The organism is Candidatus Poriferisodalis sp. (genome assembly GCF_965262965.1).
GTDB lineage: Bacteria > Actinomycetota > Acidimicrobiia > Acidimicrobiales > Poriferisodalaceae > Poriferisodalis.
Window position 1 is genome coordinate 2,985,969 of the sequence record NZ_OZ253573.1, and the last position, 14,380, is coordinate 3,000,348.

At 65.6% G+C, this 14,380-nt stretch carries 18 protein-coding genes and 2 pseudogenes; 10 read left to right on the forward strand and 10 right to left on the reverse strand.

Annotated features, from left to right (window positions below):
* Positions 1-6: 6 nt before the first annotated feature.
* The 4 genes from ACQY5K_RS14430 to ACQY5K_RS14445 all read right to left on the reverse strand — a co-directional run bounded on the left by ACQY5K_RS14430 (position 7) and on the right by ACQY5K_RS14445 (position 2,224).
* Entirely contained in the window at positions 7-1,056 is a 1,050-nt protein-coding gene (locus ACQY5K_RS14430) for a hypothetical protein (protein ID WP_428116546.1), read from the reverse strand.
* 80 nt (positions 1,057-1,136) lie between these two features.
* A complete protein-coding gene (locus ACQY5K_RS14435) occupies positions 1,137-1,547 on the reverse strand; it encodes an RDD family protein (protein ID WP_428116548.1) in 411 nt (136 codons plus the stop codon).
* A 60-nt stretch (positions 1,548-1,607) separates the two neighbouring features.
* Entirely contained in the window at positions 1,608-1,997 is a 390-nt protein-coding gene (locus ACQY5K_RS14440) for a type II toxin-antitoxin system VapC family toxin (protein ID WP_428116550.1), read from the reverse strand.
* Positions 1,994-2,224 (reverse strand): FitA-like ribbon-helix-helix domain-containing protein, encoded by a 231-nt coding sequence (locus ACQY5K_RS14445; RefSeq protein WP_428116552.1) that lies wholly within the window; start codon positions 2,222-2,224, stop codon positions 1,994-1,996. The genes ACQY5K_RS14440 and ACQY5K_RS14445 overlap by 4 nt, the downstream gene beginning before the upstream one ends.
* Before the next feature lie 141 nt (positions 2,225-2,365).
* Between ACQY5K_RS14445 and ACQY5K_RS14450 the strand changes: the two genes are divergently transcribed.
* Positions 2,366-3,556 carry a helix-turn-helix domain-containing protein gene (locus ACQY5K_RS14450; protein WP_428116554.1) on the forward strand — a complete coding sequence of 397 codons (1,191 nt, stop codon included), beginning with the start codon at positions 2,366-2,368 and terminating at the stop codon, positions 3,554-3,556.
* A gap of 303 nt (positions 3,557-3,859) precedes the next feature.
* On the opposite strand, the gene ACQY5K_RS14455 is transcribed toward ACQY5K_RS14450, so the two are convergent.
* The gene (locus tag ACQY5K_RS14455) at positions 3,860-4,087 is read right to left on the reverse strand and encodes a hypothetical protein (RefSeq protein WP_428116556.1); all 228 of its coding nucleotides are present in this window, start codon (positions 4,085-4,087) and stop codon (positions 3,860-3,862) included.
* 411 nt (positions 4,088-4,498) lie between these two features.
* Between ACQY5K_RS14455 and ACQY5K_RS14460 the strand changes: the two genes are divergently transcribed.
* Positions 4,499-4,657: a hypothetical protein gene (locus ACQY5K_RS14460; protein WP_428122860.1), complete on the forward strand. Its 159-nt coding sequence runs from the start codon at positions 4,499-4,501 to the stop codon at positions 4,655-4,657.
* Between the two features lie 16 nt (positions 4,658-4,673).
* Positions 4,674-5,693, forward strand: a complete 1,020-nt coding sequence (locus tag ACQY5K_RS14465; protein ID WP_428122712.1) for an ISL3 family transposase — start codon at positions 4,674-4,676, stop codon at positions 5,691-5,693.
* Between the two features lie 163 nt (positions 5,694-5,856).
* Here the strand turns inward: ACQY5K_RS14465 and ACQY5K_RS14470 are convergent, their stop codons facing one another.
* Together ACQY5K_RS14470 and ACQY5K_RS14475 are read right to left on the reverse strand one after the other, a co-directional pair.
* On the reverse strand, positions 5,857-6,360 hold the full coding sequence (locus ACQY5K_RS14470) for a hypothetical protein (protein WP_420445206.1): 504 nt from the start codon (positions 6,358-6,360) through the stop codon (positions 5,857-5,859).
* Entirely contained in the window at positions 6,357-6,704 is a 348-nt protein-coding gene (locus tag ACQY5K_RS14475; protein ID WP_420445205.1) for a hypothetical protein, read from the reverse strand. The genes ACQY5K_RS14470 and ACQY5K_RS14475 overlap by 4 nt, the downstream gene beginning before the upstream one ends.
* Positions 6,705-6,726: 22 nt before the next feature.
* On the opposite strand from ACQY5K_RS14475, the pseudogene ACQY5K_RS14480 reads away from it, so the two are divergent.
* From ACQY5K_RS14480 to ACQY5K_RS14490, 3 genes and pseudogenes are all read left to right on the forward strand, one after another.
* Positions 6,727-6,897, forward strand: a pseudogene (locus ACQY5K_RS14480) (macro domain-containing protein); the annotation flags it as partial.
* A gap of 230 nt (positions 6,898-7,127) precedes the next feature.
* A complete protein-coding gene (locus ACQY5K_RS14485) occupies positions 7,128-7,343 on the forward strand; it encodes a hypothetical protein (RefSeq protein WP_420445215.1) in 216 nt (71 codons plus the stop codon).
* Positions 7,301-7,723, forward strand: coding sequence for a hypothetical protein (locus tag ACQY5K_RS14490; RefSeq protein ID WP_428116559.1), 423 nt, complete (start codon positions 7,301-7,303; stop codon positions 7,721-7,723). Before ACQY5K_RS14485 ends, ACQY5K_RS14490 begins: the two co-directional genes overlap by 43 nt.
* Positions 7,724-7,900: 177 nt before the next feature.
* Here ACQY5K_RS14490 and ACQY5K_RS14495 read toward each other — a convergent pair whose 3' ends face one another.
* The gene (locus ACQY5K_RS14495; RefSeq protein ID WP_428116561.1) at positions 7,901-8,128 is read right to left on the reverse strand and encodes a hypothetical protein; all 228 of its coding nucleotides are present in this window, start codon (positions 8,126-8,128) and stop codon (positions 7,901-7,903) included.
* A gap of 246 nt (positions 8,129-8,374) precedes the next feature.
* On the opposite strand from ACQY5K_RS14495, the gene ACQY5K_RS14500 reads away from it, so the two are divergent.
* On the forward strand, positions 8,375-9,586 hold the full coding sequence (locus ACQY5K_RS14500) for a helix-turn-helix domain-containing protein (RefSeq protein ID WP_428116564.1): 1,212 nt from the start codon (positions 8,375-8,377) through the stop codon (positions 9,584-9,586).
* 303 nt (positions 9,587-9,889) lie between these two features.
* Here the strand turns inward: ACQY5K_RS14500 and ACQY5K_RS14505 are convergent, their stop codons facing one another.
* Positions 9,890-10,117, reverse strand: coding sequence for a hypothetical protein (locus tag ACQY5K_RS14505; RefSeq protein WP_428116566.1), 228 nt, complete (start codon positions 10,115-10,117; stop codon positions 9,890-9,892).
* Positions 10,118-10,267: 150 nt separating this feature from the next.
* Here ACQY5K_RS14505 and ACQY5K_RS14510 point away from each other — a divergent pair, with 150 nt between their 5' ends.
* Both ACQY5K_RS14510 and ACQY5K_RS14515 read left to right on the forward strand, forming a co-directional pair.
* Positions 10,268-10,741 (forward strand): hypothetical protein, encoded by a 474-nt coding sequence (locus ACQY5K_RS14510; RefSeq protein WP_428116569.1) that lies wholly within the window; start codon positions 10,268-10,270, stop codon positions 10,739-10,741.
* 169 nt (positions 10,742-10,910) lie between these two features.
* Complete coding sequence (locus tag ACQY5K_RS14515) at positions 10,911-11,558, forward strand: DUF6338 family protein (RefSeq protein WP_428116571.1); 648 nt, start codon at positions 10,911-10,913, stop codon at positions 11,556-11,558.
* Between the two features lie 170 nt (positions 11,559-11,728).
* Here the strand turns inward: ACQY5K_RS14515 and ACQY5K_RS14520 are convergent, their stop codons facing one another.
* Positions 11,729-12,820 (reverse strand): transposase, encoded by a 1,092-nt coding sequence (locus tag ACQY5K_RS14520; RefSeq protein ID WP_428116573.1) that lies wholly within the window; start codon positions 12,818-12,820, stop codon positions 11,729-11,731.
* Between the two features lie 508 nt (positions 12,821-13,328).
* On the opposite strand from ACQY5K_RS14520, the pseudogene ACQY5K_RS14525 reads away from it, so the two are divergent.
* Positions 13,329-14,348: pseudogene (locus ACQY5K_RS14525) on the forward strand (IS110 family transposase); the annotation flags it as partial.
* Positions 14,349-14,380 lie beyond the last annotated feature (32 nt).

Here is a 14,380-nt window from a genome sequence, read left to right on the forward strand (position 1 = left end):
TCCGCATTACCACGAGACTGCCAACTCACGTAGTCCGGACAGGTCGAGTGTGCGGTCGTGGCACCACCACCAGGCGTAGCTGCGGCACGCAGCACTCGTCATGTCGCAGATGTCGGTGACTTGGCGAAGGTCGTAAACCGACAGGTACGCCTCGGCATACGCGTACGCGATGACACCCGGGTCCCATCGTTGCGGGTCAGAGCTGGTCCATTCCCAGGCTTGGGCGTAGGTGGCGGTAGCCAGACGCCGTGCGACCGGCAGGACCTTCTCGTCCCACTCCCGCAACGAAGCGTTCACCTGGTCGATCTCGGCTTGAATGGGATCTGGCGAGTCCGGATCGTCGCGTGCGCTCAAGCAGGAGAAGAGCATCTCAGTGTGCTCCTGCTGGCTGGTCGTGGTCTGGGTGAGGGTCTTGCGGAGTTCTTGTCGGGTCGTCCTCACCGCCTGAGAATCCTCCGGCGGAGGCCACACCACCGGGCCAGGCGCGGTGTGCGCGAGGGCGAGCCCATTCGAGCTGGCGGCACCGACGAGATGCGCGAAATTGCTCACTTCGAGGCAAGCGACATCGAGGCCGGCAGGCCACGGCCCCTCCGACGCCTTGATTGAGGCGAGAGGCACCTCGTGGTCATACAGGACCGGATCAGGTGTCCCGGGCTCGCCAGTGTCGGCGGCATAGTCGTCGAGCGCGGCGTCCCACCAGCCCGGAAACGCGGCTCGGCAGAGTTCGTCGACCACCGAGCACGAGGCGACCCGGGTCACGAGCGTCCCTAGGAGTTCCGCCGCCATGCAGATGCGACGGTCGCCGTCCGGTGACCGGGCCGCGCGCTTCACCGGGCGCGACTGCCGGCCGCCTGGCCGAGCAGTGACGCGGGATCCCGTGCAGCGCGCCAACATCTCGTCACACGCCCGAGCTACCAGATCCGGCCACTCGAGTGGCTCGCCTTGGGCGAGGCAGGCATGCACCGCATCGTCTGCGCCGTTGACCAACCGAGCCGGACGCTTGTCGGAGCCATAGCGGGGAATGATCGGAACGAGTTGAGGTGTGGTTGTAGTCATGCGACGCAACGTATGAAGGGGGTGTCACAGCCATGATGTTGGGGTCAGCAGTCGGGCCCGGACGAGCAGAGCCGGGTCGTCTACGACTGCAGCGTCGAGACATGGACGATGGTGCTGCCCGTGACCCGGTCGGCCACGGTGCGGTGCTGGTCGCTCAACACCAGGAGTATGAGGTCGATGACGATGCCGAGCCCAAGGGTGAAGGCCCAGTAGATCTCCTTGAAGACCTCCCGGACGAACATCCGGCCCCAGCCGAACGGCGTCCCGTCGGATTTCACGGCGACCAGTCCGAAGATCTGCTTGCCCGGTGTCTGCCCTCGTGCCAGCGCGATGAGCCACCACACCGCATAGGCGATCACGATGTACCAGAACACGTAGGACAGAGCCAGAATCGCTGATTCCATGAGACGGGCGCCAATGCGCCGCATCGGCCTGGCGGCTTCTTCGTTGAGACGTGCACCGCCGTGCGGCCACCTAGGTCCATCTGTCACGAACGGGATTCTTGCAGCCAGGCCGTCACCGGGCGCGGCGATCCCCTGTGTCCGATGGCCCTAGATCAGCTCGATGCTGCAGTCGATGCCGGGGGCGCCGGCGAGCTTGGCATCGGCAGTGACGAGCGGCGCGTCCAACGCTTCGGCGAGTGCGACATAGACGGCGTCGTACATGGTCACGTTCGCCCGCAATTCCCAGCAGCGCTCCATGAGGCTGCGATGCGAGATGCGTTCGATCGGGAGGTCCCACAGATCTCGACGGGCCAGCTCAGCGCGTCTCGCATCGATTCGGCCGGCGGCTTCGTGCTTGCGCCACGCCGACACCACTTCCACGTCGAGCAGTTCGGGTACGACAATGCGTTCGCCGCTGAGCCGCTGCCGGGCTGCGTCGCCGTCAGATCCGTCATCGCCGAGCGCAAGTACCACTGTGCTGGCATCGGCCACGATCATCGCGAGTCGCGATCGGCACGCACAGCCTCGACCGCCTCAGCTCGCCCGATGTTGCCGCCGGCTCGTCCGCCAGCACGCTCGAGCACATCGGCGAGCGTCGGTGTGCGCGCTTGCTCGCAGAGCAGCTGCAGCAAGTACTCCTGCAGCGACTGGCCTGCCCCCACCGCACGTTGCCGCAGCGTCTGGTGCACGTCACTCGGCACGCTCTTCACCTGGATGCTCGCCATGGCGACAACGTAGCGCCACCGTGGCGGTCCAACATGCGAAATAGCGCCACCCAGGATGGCCGTACGGTCGCCTTCGCCACGCCGTCCACAGTATTTGGCGCCTGTCCATCCGAGGAAGTGAATTCTTGGCAACGCTTGGTCGTGCGAGGCGTCGGCACGCGAGCGCGGTATTCCCAAGACGATGTGGGGGCCGCTTTGGGTGTCAGCCGCGTGATGGTGTCGTACTGGGAAACCGGTGCGCGCGTCCCCAACGACTGCCAGCTGAGCGCATTGGCGCGGCTCTACGGCATCGAACCCGTTGATCTACTGGAGGATCGCGACGTCGAACCGGCGACTGACGGCTTGGTCGGCATGCTGCTGCGCGCCGACGAGGCGGTCGATCCTGTCGCTGCTCTGGGTGTCGGCGAGTTCGTCCGATTCCTGGACCGATTCGCTGAGTTGGCCGGAATCCTGAACGTACCCATCCGGGGCCTCACCCAGAGCCCGTTCGTGCATCGGCAGAAGTACACCCAGAAGGACGACATCCGCCGCAAGGCGGAGGAGGTGCGCGCCCACCTCGGCCTGGGCTCTGCCCCGATCTTGGATCTTGACCCGATATGCGGGGCGCTGGGCATCGCGATCTATCGCGCGCCACTCGGTGCCGATCTGCGTCGAGCACCCTCAGGGGCGTTCCTCAACCACCCCGAGATGGGCTTCGGAATCTTGGTGAATCTCGACATGACGCCGGGTCGGCAGCGATTCGCGGTCGCCCACGAGCTGGCGCATGCGTCGTTCCACAGCGTCGAGACGAACCGGGTCCTGTGCCATGGTGCCGGTTCACGGGAGAGCTTCGCTGATGGGTTCGCTGGCGAGTTCCTGATGCCCAGCGCGGGTGTTCGACGGTTCGCGGAGGAACTCGGATTGCCGCCTCGCATCGTCGACCCCGTGGACGTCATCCACATTCAGCGTTACTTCAACGTGTCATGGCCCACAGCGCTGGTGCGGCTTCGCCAGATCAATGCGATCACGCAAGACACGTACGCCGAACTCAGGAACTCTGTGCGCCCGAGGTCGTTGGCGCAATCGCTCGGCTACGAAATCGATGGCGACGACGTCCAAGGCGTCGAGCCGTCGGGGATCGAACGATTCCCTAGATCGTTCCTGCGGATGCTGCGACAGGCAGTCGTCACCGAAGTGATGTCGCCCCCGACCGCAGCCGCGTTCGCCGGGCTAGCGCTTCCCGAAATCGTGCAGATTCTCGGCCAGCCGCTCGGTGATGTCGAGCAAGAGTCGCCTCGCCTTGCGATGGAGTTCGACGAATTCGAAGTCACCGGCGTTGTTTCCGGACATTGAGGGCGCCGAACGCCAAAGCACCGCCTCCCCCTCCAGCGCCTTCATAAGAGGCTCCCGAGCCACCAAGCGAAGAGGTCATGCATGCAGCACCGGCAGTGCCGGCGACCGCGGTATTCCTCACACGGGCGACCCCGGCTCGCAGAGGGCTCAGGGCCAGCGGTGCACCCTGGGTGCCATCACGCCAGACCTGCGCGAGAACTGGGTGTGTGGTGTGCAACGAGGGGTCGAGCCCGCGCGTCGCGAGAAGGGTCTGTGCCGAATCCTCGCCCCGAACCACTGAGATCAAGAAGCCGGCGTCGAGGATCACAGTCCGTAGCGCTCGGCCATCGCCGCGACAGCAGCCTCATCAGGCGGTCCGCATTCTCGGGCCCACTCCGCAAGAAAGTCGCTGAGCGCCTCCCGGCGATCTTGATCAGCCGCGAGGCGACGCAGCGCTTCGCGAACCGTGGCGGTCGTGCCGCCGAATGCCGGAGCGAGTCGTTCGAGGAGTTGGCGGTGTTCATCGTCGAGCCGCACCGTTCTCCTGGCCATGCCATCGACTGTATTGGGCCTGTGTCGCCGCGTTGCCTGGGTTTCTTGAGCTCAGAGTTGGTAGGCCGCGAACAGTGAAGTGGCCGGATGCGGACATCCTGGTGTTCGAGACCACTGGTGGCGTGTGATCAGGTGCCAGATCGTGTCTCGATGACGGTGAGTGTGATTCGCTCCGCCGCACACGCTGTGCGAAGGCGGTCGGTGGCATTGCGACTCGTCGTATGCACTTGTGCGTGATGGTGGACAGCAGCACCGATCAGTTCAGCGAACGCCAAGCTGAGTCCGTACTCGCGTCCAAATTTGGTGGCCCTTCGTCTTTTGTTGGGATGAGGTTGGGTTGAGGGTCCGTTTGTAGGGGTCGAGGCCCTGGGGGGATCGGTGTTTGGAGACGCCGAACCCTGGAGGGCCTCGATGGCGAGTGATGTTATGTCGGTGCGGCTGTGGCTGTGGCGCATCAAAGTGGAGGGGGTCGTCGTCGACGCGCCGGAGGAGCTGGTGGTGCGGGTGTGCTCGACGGTGCGCCGCCCCAGATGCCCCGATTGCGGGGTCCCCGGGCGGGAAGGTTCATGACCGCGGGGACAACAAGATCCGCGACTTGGAGGTGTCGGGGCGGCCGGTGACGCTGATCTGGGAGCGGCGGCGGCTGGTGTGCGAGCCGTGCGGCAGCCGTTTCAGTGAGGGCCATCAGGGGTTCGAGGGCCGCGTCACGGCGCGTCTGGCGCGCCGGCTGGTCAAAGACGCCCGTGCGATGACGGTCAACGCGGCAGCCAAACGCCACCAGGTGAGCTGGAAGCTGGTGAACGCGCTGGTGGTCGCATGGGCGGGGCTGGTCGGCGAGCACCGCCGCCGGCAAAGATGCCGGGTGCTGGGGGTGGAGGGGACCTCGATCCGCAAGCGGCACCGCTGCGTGACGGTGATCGTCAACGGCGACACCGGCGAGGTGCTCGCCATGGTGCCCCACCGCGACGCCCAGGCGCTCAGCGCGTTCCTGGCCGCCCAAGGGCCCCGATGGTGCAAAGCCGTGAAGGTCGTCGTCTGCGACGGCTCGGCGGCGTACAAAGCAGCGATCGACGCGCGGCTCGGCCACGCCCGCCACGTCCTGGACCGGTACCGGGTCATCAGATGGTTCCAAGCAGGGCTCACCGCGGTCCGCCGAGACGTCCAGCGCCGCCCCGAAGGCTCCAAGCCCGCTTTCGACCGCGACGTGTTCCGGGCGAGATTCCTGCTGATGCGCAGACCCGACAAGCTCGACGCCGCCGACCAGGCCCGCCTTGACGTCCTGTTCGCCGCCCACCCACGGCTCAACCCAGCCCGGGACGCGCTCGGCGAACTGCACGGCCTCTATCTCGCCGACGACCACAAAGGCGCGATGGCAGCGCTCGACCGCTTCGCCGACATCTACGCCACCGGGCTGATCCCCGAGTTCAGCGACACCGTCGACGCCTTCTTGGCCTGGCATGCCCAGATCCTCGACTGGCACCGAACGGGGCGGCCCCCCAACGGCCGAATCGACCGCACCAACAACCTGCTCCAAGTCCTGCGACGCCGAGCCCACGGCTTCACCAACTACGCCAACTTCGAAGCCCGCGGACTCCTCCTAACATGAACCCCGCCGAACCCAGCAGCCCGAATCCCAACAAAAGACGAAGGCTCATGTGTTTGGACGCGACGTTTCGGAGAGGTGGACCGGGTCAGGGACAGCTATCGCTGGCCGGGGAGCCACCGCGGGCACTGGACCCACGGCTACAACTGTCGTCGGCACGACTCGATTAGCTGTGAATGACACGGCTCGGAGATCGAGCGATGCTTGCGACGCAAAGTGCTTGGACCTGTTCGGGCACGCGGCGCCGAGCATCCCGCAACGCATCAAGGGCGCTTTCGGCGCGGTCCAGGTTCGCTCGAGCTTCGCTTTCGATCAGCACTTGACTGGTGTCGTAGTCAGCTCGAAGACGGTCTTGCTGGAGTTGGATGAACGCAAGGGCGAAGCTTCGCAACGCAGAATCGCACACCACTGAACCCGTCAGCCACGGCACCGTTGAGTGGGGACGAGCGAGACGCCGGCACGCGTCGACGGCGACGCCGTGTTCCGCGAGGCGGTGGGCGGCGGCGTGAACTCGTGACTGAAACGGGGCCGCGACCTCCGCGTTGAGCGCCCAGAAGAGCGCGTAGTACGAGGTGGACATCGATCGACGAACGGCCGCCTCGGAAGGATTGCCGCCAGGCGGCTCGAGCATGTTCCTGGCGACTGCGACAAGTTCCGTCGGATCGATCATTGTCGAGACGTACCGCTCGCCATCTCGGTGGGCACTGGTACCGGCTCCCCTTCGCGCTGGATCGGATCCTTCAGGTCTTCGGCCGTCATGAATCGGCAGCTGACCGGCATCAACTCGCCGAGTGAGTATTCGACGGCTGTGTACAGCGGCTCGAGGATTTCCTGGGACCAGACAAGAGCGGGGCGATATGGGGGCATTTCGATGACGACGTCGAGCAGACGCTCGTCGGTCGCTGGATGAGCAGGGAGCAGCCTCAGGTAGCGGATGACCGCATTGTCCCCGCGTTCGGCGAACAGCTTGTTCAGCTCGCACGCTCGCTCCAGCAGCGGCCCGAGTTCGCTCATGTCACGACCGTAGCCACATGATTTGTCGTGTCAAGCGAATTCTCAGCGTGGTGCGCTCGTCAACACGGTCGGCGTGATGGGCAAAGGCATTGCGCTGCAGTTCAAGAAGGCGTTCCCGGCCAACTTCAAGGCCTACGAGCAGGCTTGCAAGCGCAAGGAAGTCGTCCTCGGGCAGATGTTCGTGTTCGACAGCCCAAGGACGGGGTTTCGCAATAATCTTTTCTTTGTCGTGTATTTTCGTTATCTATTGTGTCTGGATGCTCACGACTTGCGGCGAGGGTCAACGGTGCGAACTGTTCGCGCCGGGCCAGAGATCGCCGGACTCGGACAGCGACGACGCGAAACGGTCAGGTCGTTACCATCGAATGTGTCGGCCGAAGTGCGTCTTGCACGATGCGCTTCACCAGTGTGGGGAGGAAGAACATGTCAAGCGATCGAGACACCTACAAGTATCAATTCGTCGGCCCGGACCGCCGGATCAAGCACAGTGGCATCACGAACGACCTGAACCGCCGCGAGAACGAGTTGCGCAGCGAATACGGCGAGGGCACCATCCGCCAAGTCGGGCACAGGACCACCCGCGAGGCTGCCCGCGAATGGGAGGCGAGTCGGCCGACCGCGGGCCGGTCGGGTCCCTGACGAGCAAGTCCCCGGTCGGTTTCCAATCGTCGTCGGCCAGCCGAGCGACGCTCCCCGAGCCTGAAGACAGCGAAGACTGGTACGTCTGGGAAGTTCGGCTCACGGCTCCCGATGGTGAGGATCATGCTTGGCTGGTTGTCTCAGGCATGATCGAGCGGGATCAGATCAACCGGCATCTGCTGGCAACCGACCCGGACTTCAGGGAGATCGGCAGGACCCGCGTCGGCGGAGGCGTAGAGCCCTTCATTGAATTCAACCGCTACCCGTTTGATCAGCCGTATCAGTCCCAGCGATTCAGTGACCATGAGGTCGCCCACGCAGTGGCCTTTTATCGCGCTTCCGTGCTGTGGGCGGACGGCATGGTCACCCACGGTCCATAACAGCAACGGACGCGATGTCGACGCCCGGCGAGCAAGGGTTACTACGAAGTGGCACATGGCGCCCGAAACGCTCTGGGCGTCGACCTGCCCGACAACGCGTTGATGCACGCCCTGCTCGCGGGGTTCCCCAGCTGCGATCTCCACGATCTACAGAGGTCGGGAAGCCGGCGTCGAGAATCACAGGCCACAGCGCTGGGCCACGGCGGAGATCTCCTCGTTGCTGAGGGGGCCGTCCTCCTCGTCCCACGCTTTCAGGAAGGCGTCGAAGGCCGACTTGCGGTCGTGTTCGGCCGCAAGTCGCTGCAGCGCCTCGCGCACGGTCGCCGTCTTGCCACCGAATTCCGGAGCGAGCCGTTCGAGGAGTTGACGGTCTTCATCGGTGAGCCGCACGGTCGCCTTCGCCATGCCATCGACTGTATTGGACGCTCGTCCGCCCAAGGAAGTGAATTCTCCGAAGAGTTGTGTCGCGCGAGGCGTCGACACGAGCGGCGTCATTGGGTGTCGACGGCTACCACGCCAGGTTTGGCCTGTGCTCAGCGTTGTGTAGATCGAAGCCTCGATTGCGATACGGGGGCACAAGCAGAGGTAGTTACGATTCTTTCTGTTCTGTGGTGGATTCTGTAACAAGGTCGGCTGGAGGGGGACGATGAGGTGAGTCTGCTGCATGAGGTTCTCACTCGCTCTCGCAAGCGAGCGCGGTATTCCCAAGACGATGTGGGGGCCGCTTTGGGTGTCAGCCGCGTGATGGTGTCGTACTGGGAAACCGGTGCGCGCGTCCCCAACGACTGCCAGCTGAGCGCATTGGCGCGGCTCTACGGCATCGAACCCGTTGATCTACTGGAGGATCGCGACGTCGAGTCGGCGACTGACGGCTTGGTCGGCATGCTGCTGCGCGCCGACGAGGCGGTCGATCCTGTCGCTGCTCTGGGTGTCGGCGAGTTCGTCCAATTCCTGGACCGATTCGCTGAGTTGGCCGGAATCCTGAACGAACCCGTCCGGGGCCTCACCCAGAGCCCGTTCGTGCATCGGCAGAAGTACACCCAGAAGGACGACATCCGCCGCAAGGCGGAGGAGGTGCGCGCCCACCTCGGCCTGGGCTCTGCCCCGATCTTGGATCTTGACCCGATATGCGGGTCGCTGGGCATCGCGATCTACCGTGCGCCACTCGGTGCCGATCTGCGTCGAGCACCCTCAGGGGCGTTCCTCAAGCACCCCGAGATGGGCTTCGCGATCTTGGTGAATCTCGACATGACGCCGGGTCGGCAGCGATTCGCGGTCGCCCATGAGCTAGCGCATGCGCTGTTCCACAGCGACGAGACCAACCGGGTCTTGTGCCATGGTGCCGGTCCGCGCGAGAGCTTCGCTGATGGGTTCGCCGGCGAGTTCCTGATGCCCAGCGCGGGTGTTCGACGGTTCGTGGAAGAGCTCGGATTGCCGCCTCGCATCTTCGACCCTGTCGACATCATCCACATCCAGCGGTACTTCAAGGCGTCATGGCCCACGGCGCTGGTGCGGCTTCGCCAGATCAATGCGATCACGCAAGACACGTACGCCGAACTCAGGAACTCTGTGCGCCCGAGGTCGTTGGCGCAATCGCTCGGCTACGAGATCGATGGCGACGACGTCCAAGGCGTCGAGCCGTCGGGGATCGAACGATTCCCTAGATCGTTCCTGCGGATGCTGCGACAGGCAGTCGTCACCGAAGTGATGTCGCCCCCGACCGCAGCCGCGTTCGCCGGGCTAGCGCTTCCCGAAATCGTGCAGATTCTCGGCCAGCCGCTCGGTGATGTCGAGCAAGAGTCGCCTCGCCTTGCGATGGAGTTCGACGAATTCGAAGTCACCGGCGTTGTTTCCGGACATTGAGGGCGCCGAACGCCAAAGCACCGCCTCCCCCTCCAGCGCCTTCATAAGAGGCTCCCGAGCCACCAAGCGAAGAGGTCATGCGTGCAGCACCGGCGGTGCCGGCGACCGCGGTATTCCTCACACGGGCGACCCCGGCTCGCAGAGGGCTCAGGGCCAGCGGTGCACCCTGGGCGCCATCACGCCAGACCTGCGCGAGAACTGGGTGTGTGGTGTGCAACGGGGGGTCGAGCCCGCGCGTCGCGAGAAGGGTCTGTGCCGAATCCTCGCCCCGAACCACTGAGATCAAGAAGCCGGCGTCGAGGATCACAGTCCGTAGCGCTCGGCCATCGCTGCGACTGCTTCCTCATCAGGCGGTCCGCATTCTCGGGCCCACTCCGCAAGAAAGGCGCTGAGCGCCTCCCGGCGATCTTGATCGGCCGCGAGGCGACGCAGAGCCTCGCGCAACGTCTCCTCCCTGCCGCCGAACTTGGGCGCGAGCCGCTCAAGGAGCTGGCGGTCCTCGTCGTAGAGCCGCACGGTCGCTTTCGCCACGACGCCGACTGTATTGGACGCCCGTCCGCCCAAGGAATTGATTTCGTCCAACGACCGAAGTACGTCCAATAGGACGACGTTCGACCCAAGGCGAGGGAAGTACGTACCCACCTGGGCCTCGGTGTCGGGCCGATCCCCGATCTTGGTCCGGTGTGCGAAGCGCTGGACATCACCGCCTACCAAGCTTCGCTGGGGTCGGATCTGTCCCGAGCGCCCTCGGGCGCCTTCCTGAACCATCCCGATGTGGGGTTCGCCGAAGAGATCAGACTGCCGCCGCGCTTGGTTGACCCGGTCGACATCATTCGCATTCAGCGGTATTTCGGAGTGTCGTGGCCGACCGCTCTGGTGCGGCTCCGCCAGATGAACGCGATAACCCAAACCACTTTCGGCAACCTTCAGCATTCAGTGCGCCCGGCGGCGCTCGCCCGAGCAACGCGCGAAACACAAGATGTCGCCCCGAGCCTCCAGGCCGAGTTCGATGAATTCGAGGTCACTGGCGCCTTCGAGCCGGAGGCGCCATTGCTTGCGAATCGAGCGAGAATTCGACGCGTTCGCAGGGATGGCACGCGCGAGACTGAGCACAGTCGAAAGGAAGACGATGCCAGATCATTCGAAGTCCCGTGAAGTTCGAGAAGCGGCTGCTCGCCGCCGTCAGGCGCTCGAGGGCGGCGAAGGGCGCAGCCCTCGCTGGCCGGGTTCGGGCGATGTGCGAGGCTTGCCCGGCCCGAACGCCAAGGCACCGCCACCACCGCGGCAGGAGCCGGAGGACCCCGACTCAGCAAGCGAGTAGGCCGTGTCTGCAGCGCTGGTCGCGTTGCTGCTGACGGCGGTCTTCATAACGCCGGGAATGCTGTACCGGTACGAGCGCAACATCCGGTGTTCGGTCCCAGTGAGACGGCGGCAGCGGTTGTTGCTCGCGCCTGCGACGCTCGCCATCGGCTTTGCAGCGGTCGCGGCGGCGCTCTGGGTGTTCGCCATCATCCGCTGGATTCTTCCTGCGCAGACTCCCAATGTCGGTGAGCTGTTGAGGGACTTCGGCAGCTATTCGCGGGACAACTTGCCCGTGCTGGGCGCGTGGGCGACCGGGGTGTACGGGGCTGCTCTGTTGCTCGCTTTCTTGTCAGCGAGGATTTTGCCTGAGCGGCAGAGCGACGATGACATCGATGTTTCGTCCTGGCAGTACGTCAGCCACCACAAATGGAGCCGCGAGTACGGCGATCGGCCTCACTTGGTACGCGTGGCGCTCGAGAGCGGCGAGGTCGTCGAAGGCTCGTTGTTCTGGTACAGCACAGACACAGCGGAAGTTGCAGATAGGGACTTGGTGTTGACCTACGCGCGATACCTCGGCCCGCCGCCGGCACATGCGCTCCCGCTGAGTGAGCAAGAGCACATGATCATCCCGGCATCGCGCATGAGGTATCTCACCATCACCTACCAGTAGCCGCCGCCCACGGACGCGCGAACTGGCAAGGTGCGCCAGCTGCGCGGAATCCACCGAGGCGATCCGAGCCAGCCGCGGACGTCCTGTGACGCAGTTACCGCCAGTAGCGGCAAGAATGTGGAGCCTTCACAAAATGTTGGGATGAGGGCTGCTGGGCTCGGCGGGGTTGATTATGTCAGCAGGATGCCGCGGGCTTCGAAGTTGGCGTAGTTGGTGAACCCGTGTGCGGTTCGGCGCAGGACTTGGAGCAGGTTGTTGGTGCGGTCGATGCGGCCGTTGCTGGGCCGCGCGGCGTGGTGCCAGCCGAGGATCTGGTTGTGCCAGGCGAGGAAGGTGTCGACGGTGTCGCTGAACTCGGGGATCAGCCCGGTGCTGTAGATGTCGGCGAACCGGTCGAGCGCGGCCATCGCGCCTTTGTGGTCGTCGGCAAGGTAGAGGCCGTGCAGCTCGGCGAGCGCGTCCCAGGCTGCGGTGAGCCGGGGGCGGGCGGCGAACAGCTCGCCGAGGCGGGCCTGCTCGGCTTCGCTGAGCTTGTCGGGTCGGCGCATGAGCAGGAACCTGGATCCGAACACGTCGCGGTCGAAGGCGGGCACCGAGCCCTCGGGGCGTCGCTGGACGTCGCGTCGCACCGCGACCAGCGCTGCTTGGAACCATCTGATGACCCGGTACCGGTCCAGCACGTGGCGGGCGTGGCCGAGCCGGGCGTCGATGGCTGCCTTGTAGGGCTTGGACCCGTCAGACACCACGACCTTGACGCCTCGGCACCATTTGTGCCCTTGGGAGGCCAAGAACGCCGAAAGGGCTGCTTGGCTGCGGTGAGGCACCATGGCGAGCACCTCGCCGACAAGACCCGCCCATGCCGCCACCAGCGCGTTCACCAGCCCCCAGCTCACCCCATGACGGCGAGCCACCGTGTTGACCGGCATCGAGCGGGCGTCGTTGACCAGCCGGCGAGCCAACCGCGCCGTGACGCTGCCCTCGAACGCCCAATGGGCTTCCATGAACCGCCGGCCGCAGCCGTCGCAGACCATGCGCCGCTGGGACCACACCAAAACGACCGGCCGCCCCGAGACCTCCAGGTCCCGGATCTCGCGCTCCCGGCGGTCATGGCACCGCCCGCTGGGCGTCCCGCACCCCGGGCACCCCGGGCAGCGCACCGACAACACCACCCGCACCACCAGCCGCTCAGGCGCGTCGGCGACCACCTCCCGCACTCTGATGCGCGGCAGCCACAGCCGCACCGACATAACATCACTCGCCATCGGGGCCCTCCAGGGTTCGGCGTCCAACAACACCGATCCCCCCAGGGCCTCGACCCCTACAAACGGACCCTCAACCCCCCGTCATCCCAACATTTTGTGAAGGGCCAGTATTTCAGGCACAGCATTGGTCGCGTTTGCCCGAGGTGGGTCGCCTCATCGTTCGATGGCATGCGTAAGAGCAAGCCGGTAACGCATTGGTATCTGTCGACGCGGAAGTAGGTAGGCGCGGTCTCAGAGGCAGGACCCACGAACATCGCGGCACCGTAAAGCAGGGGTGTGACGGCCATGCTGTTTGGGCCAGTGGTTCGGGCCTGGGTGTGACCCTGGGTGTGACGGGCTTGGTGCCTTGTGGCTGATCTGTCGGCTCGGTGCCCGGGCTGCTGGCGCGCACCGACCGGTCGGGCGGACGTGACCTCATAGGAGCCTTGGAGACCACCTTGACCGTCCTGTCCGCCGTCCCGGCCGGCGGTGCCTAGCTCACCCAGTTGGGAGAAAGGCAGGGTTCATCATGGCTGATCAGTCAGTCGGCGTCTACGGGGGCGTCGACACGCACAAGGAGGTCCACGTCGCTGCGGCGGCCGACCAGGCGGGCCGGGTGCTCGCCACGGCGTCGTTCGGGGCGGACCCGGCGGGGTATCGCCGGCTCGCAGAGTGGCTGGGGTCGTTCGGGCCGCTGGTGCGCGTCGGCGTGGAGGGCACCGGCTCCTATGGGGCGGGGCTGACGCGCCACCTGGTGGGCTCGGGCGTCGAGGTGGTCGAGGTGAACCGGCCGAACCGCCAGATGCGTCGCCGCCGCGGCAAGTCCGACACCGTCGACGCCGAGGCCGCGGCACGCGCCGCGCTCAACGGCGACGCCGCTGGGCTTCCCAAGGGCAGCGACGGGATCGTGGAGTCGATCCGGGCGATCCGGGTCGCGTTGTGCTCGACGCGTGCCCATCGCACCCGCATCTCCAATCAGATCCGCGATCTCATCGTCACCGCTCCGGACCGGCTGCGCAGCGCCCTGGAGCCGCTCACCACTGCGCAGCGGGCGGCCCGCTGCACCCGGTTCCGTCCCGGTGACCCCGCCGAGCCCGCCGAGGCGGCAAAGATCGCTTTGCGCATCCTGGCCCGCCAATACCAGACCCTCGACGCCGACCTCGCCGCGCTGCGCCGCCATCTCGACAAGCTCACCTTGACCGCCAACCCGGCGCTGCGAGCCGCCAAAGGCATCGGCGCCGACACGGCGTCGATCCTGCTCATCGCAGCCGGCGACAACCCCGCCCGGCTCACCACCGAAGCCGCGTTCGCAGCGCTGTGCGGCGCGTCACCCGTCGAGGCGTCATCAGGCAAGACCACCCGGCATCGCCTCAACCCCGGCGGGAACCGCCAAGCCAACCACGCCCTGTGGCGAATCGCCATGGTCCGCCTCGCCACCTGCCCCCGAACACGCGCCTACGCCCAAAGACGCCAAACAGACCGCAAATCACGCCGCGAGATCATCCGATGCCTCAAGCGCTACATCGCCCGAGAAGTCTTCGCCCTGCTCGCCGACCCCCACCACACCAACAGCGCCGACGA

Coding starts and splice junctions, on each gene's coding strand:
- ACQY5K_RS14485 (WP_420445215.1), top strand. CDS start 7,128: ATGTCAAGCGATCGAGACACCTACAAGTATCAATTCGTCGGCCCGGAC.
- ACQY5K_RS14445 (WP_428116552.1), bottom strand. CDS start 2,224: ATGGCGAGCATCCAGGTGAAGAGCGTGCCGAGTGACGTGCACCAGACG.
- ACQY5K_RS14440 (WP_428116550.1), bottom strand. CDS start 1,997: ATGATCGTGGCCGATGCCAGCACAGTGGTACTTGCGCTCGGCGATGAC.
- ACQY5K_RS14520 (WP_428116573.1), bottom strand. CDS start 12,820: ATGGCGAGTGATGTTATGTCGGTGCGGCTGTGGCTGCCGCGCATCAGA.
- ACQY5K_RS14470 (WP_420445206.1), bottom strand. CDS start 6,360: ATGATCGATCCGACGGAACTTGTCGCAGTCGCCAGGAACATGCTCGAG.
- ACQY5K_RS14490 (WP_428116559.1), top strand. CDS start 7,301: ATGGGAGGCGAGTCGGCCGACCGCGGGCCGGTCGGGTCCCTGACGAGC.
- ACQY5K_RS14460 (WP_428122860.1), top strand. CDS start 4,499: ATGGCGAGTGATGTTATGTCGGTGCGGCTGTGGCTGTGGCGCATCAAA.
- ACQY5K_RS14455 (WP_428116556.1), bottom strand. CDS start 4,087: ATGGCCAGGAGAACGGTGCGGCTCGACGATGAACACCGCCAACTCCTC.
- ACQY5K_RS14430 (WP_428116546.1), bottom strand. CDS start 1,056: ATGACTACAACCACACCTCAACTCGTTCCGATCATTCCCCGCTATGGC.
- ACQY5K_RS14475 (WP_420445205.1), bottom strand. CDS start 6,704: ATGAGCGAACTCGGGCCGCTGCTGGAGCGAGCGTGCGAGCTGAACAAG.
- ACQY5K_RS14495 (WP_428116561.1), bottom strand. CDS start 8,128: ATGGCGAAGGCGACCGTGCGGCTCACCGATGAAGACCGTCAACTCCTC.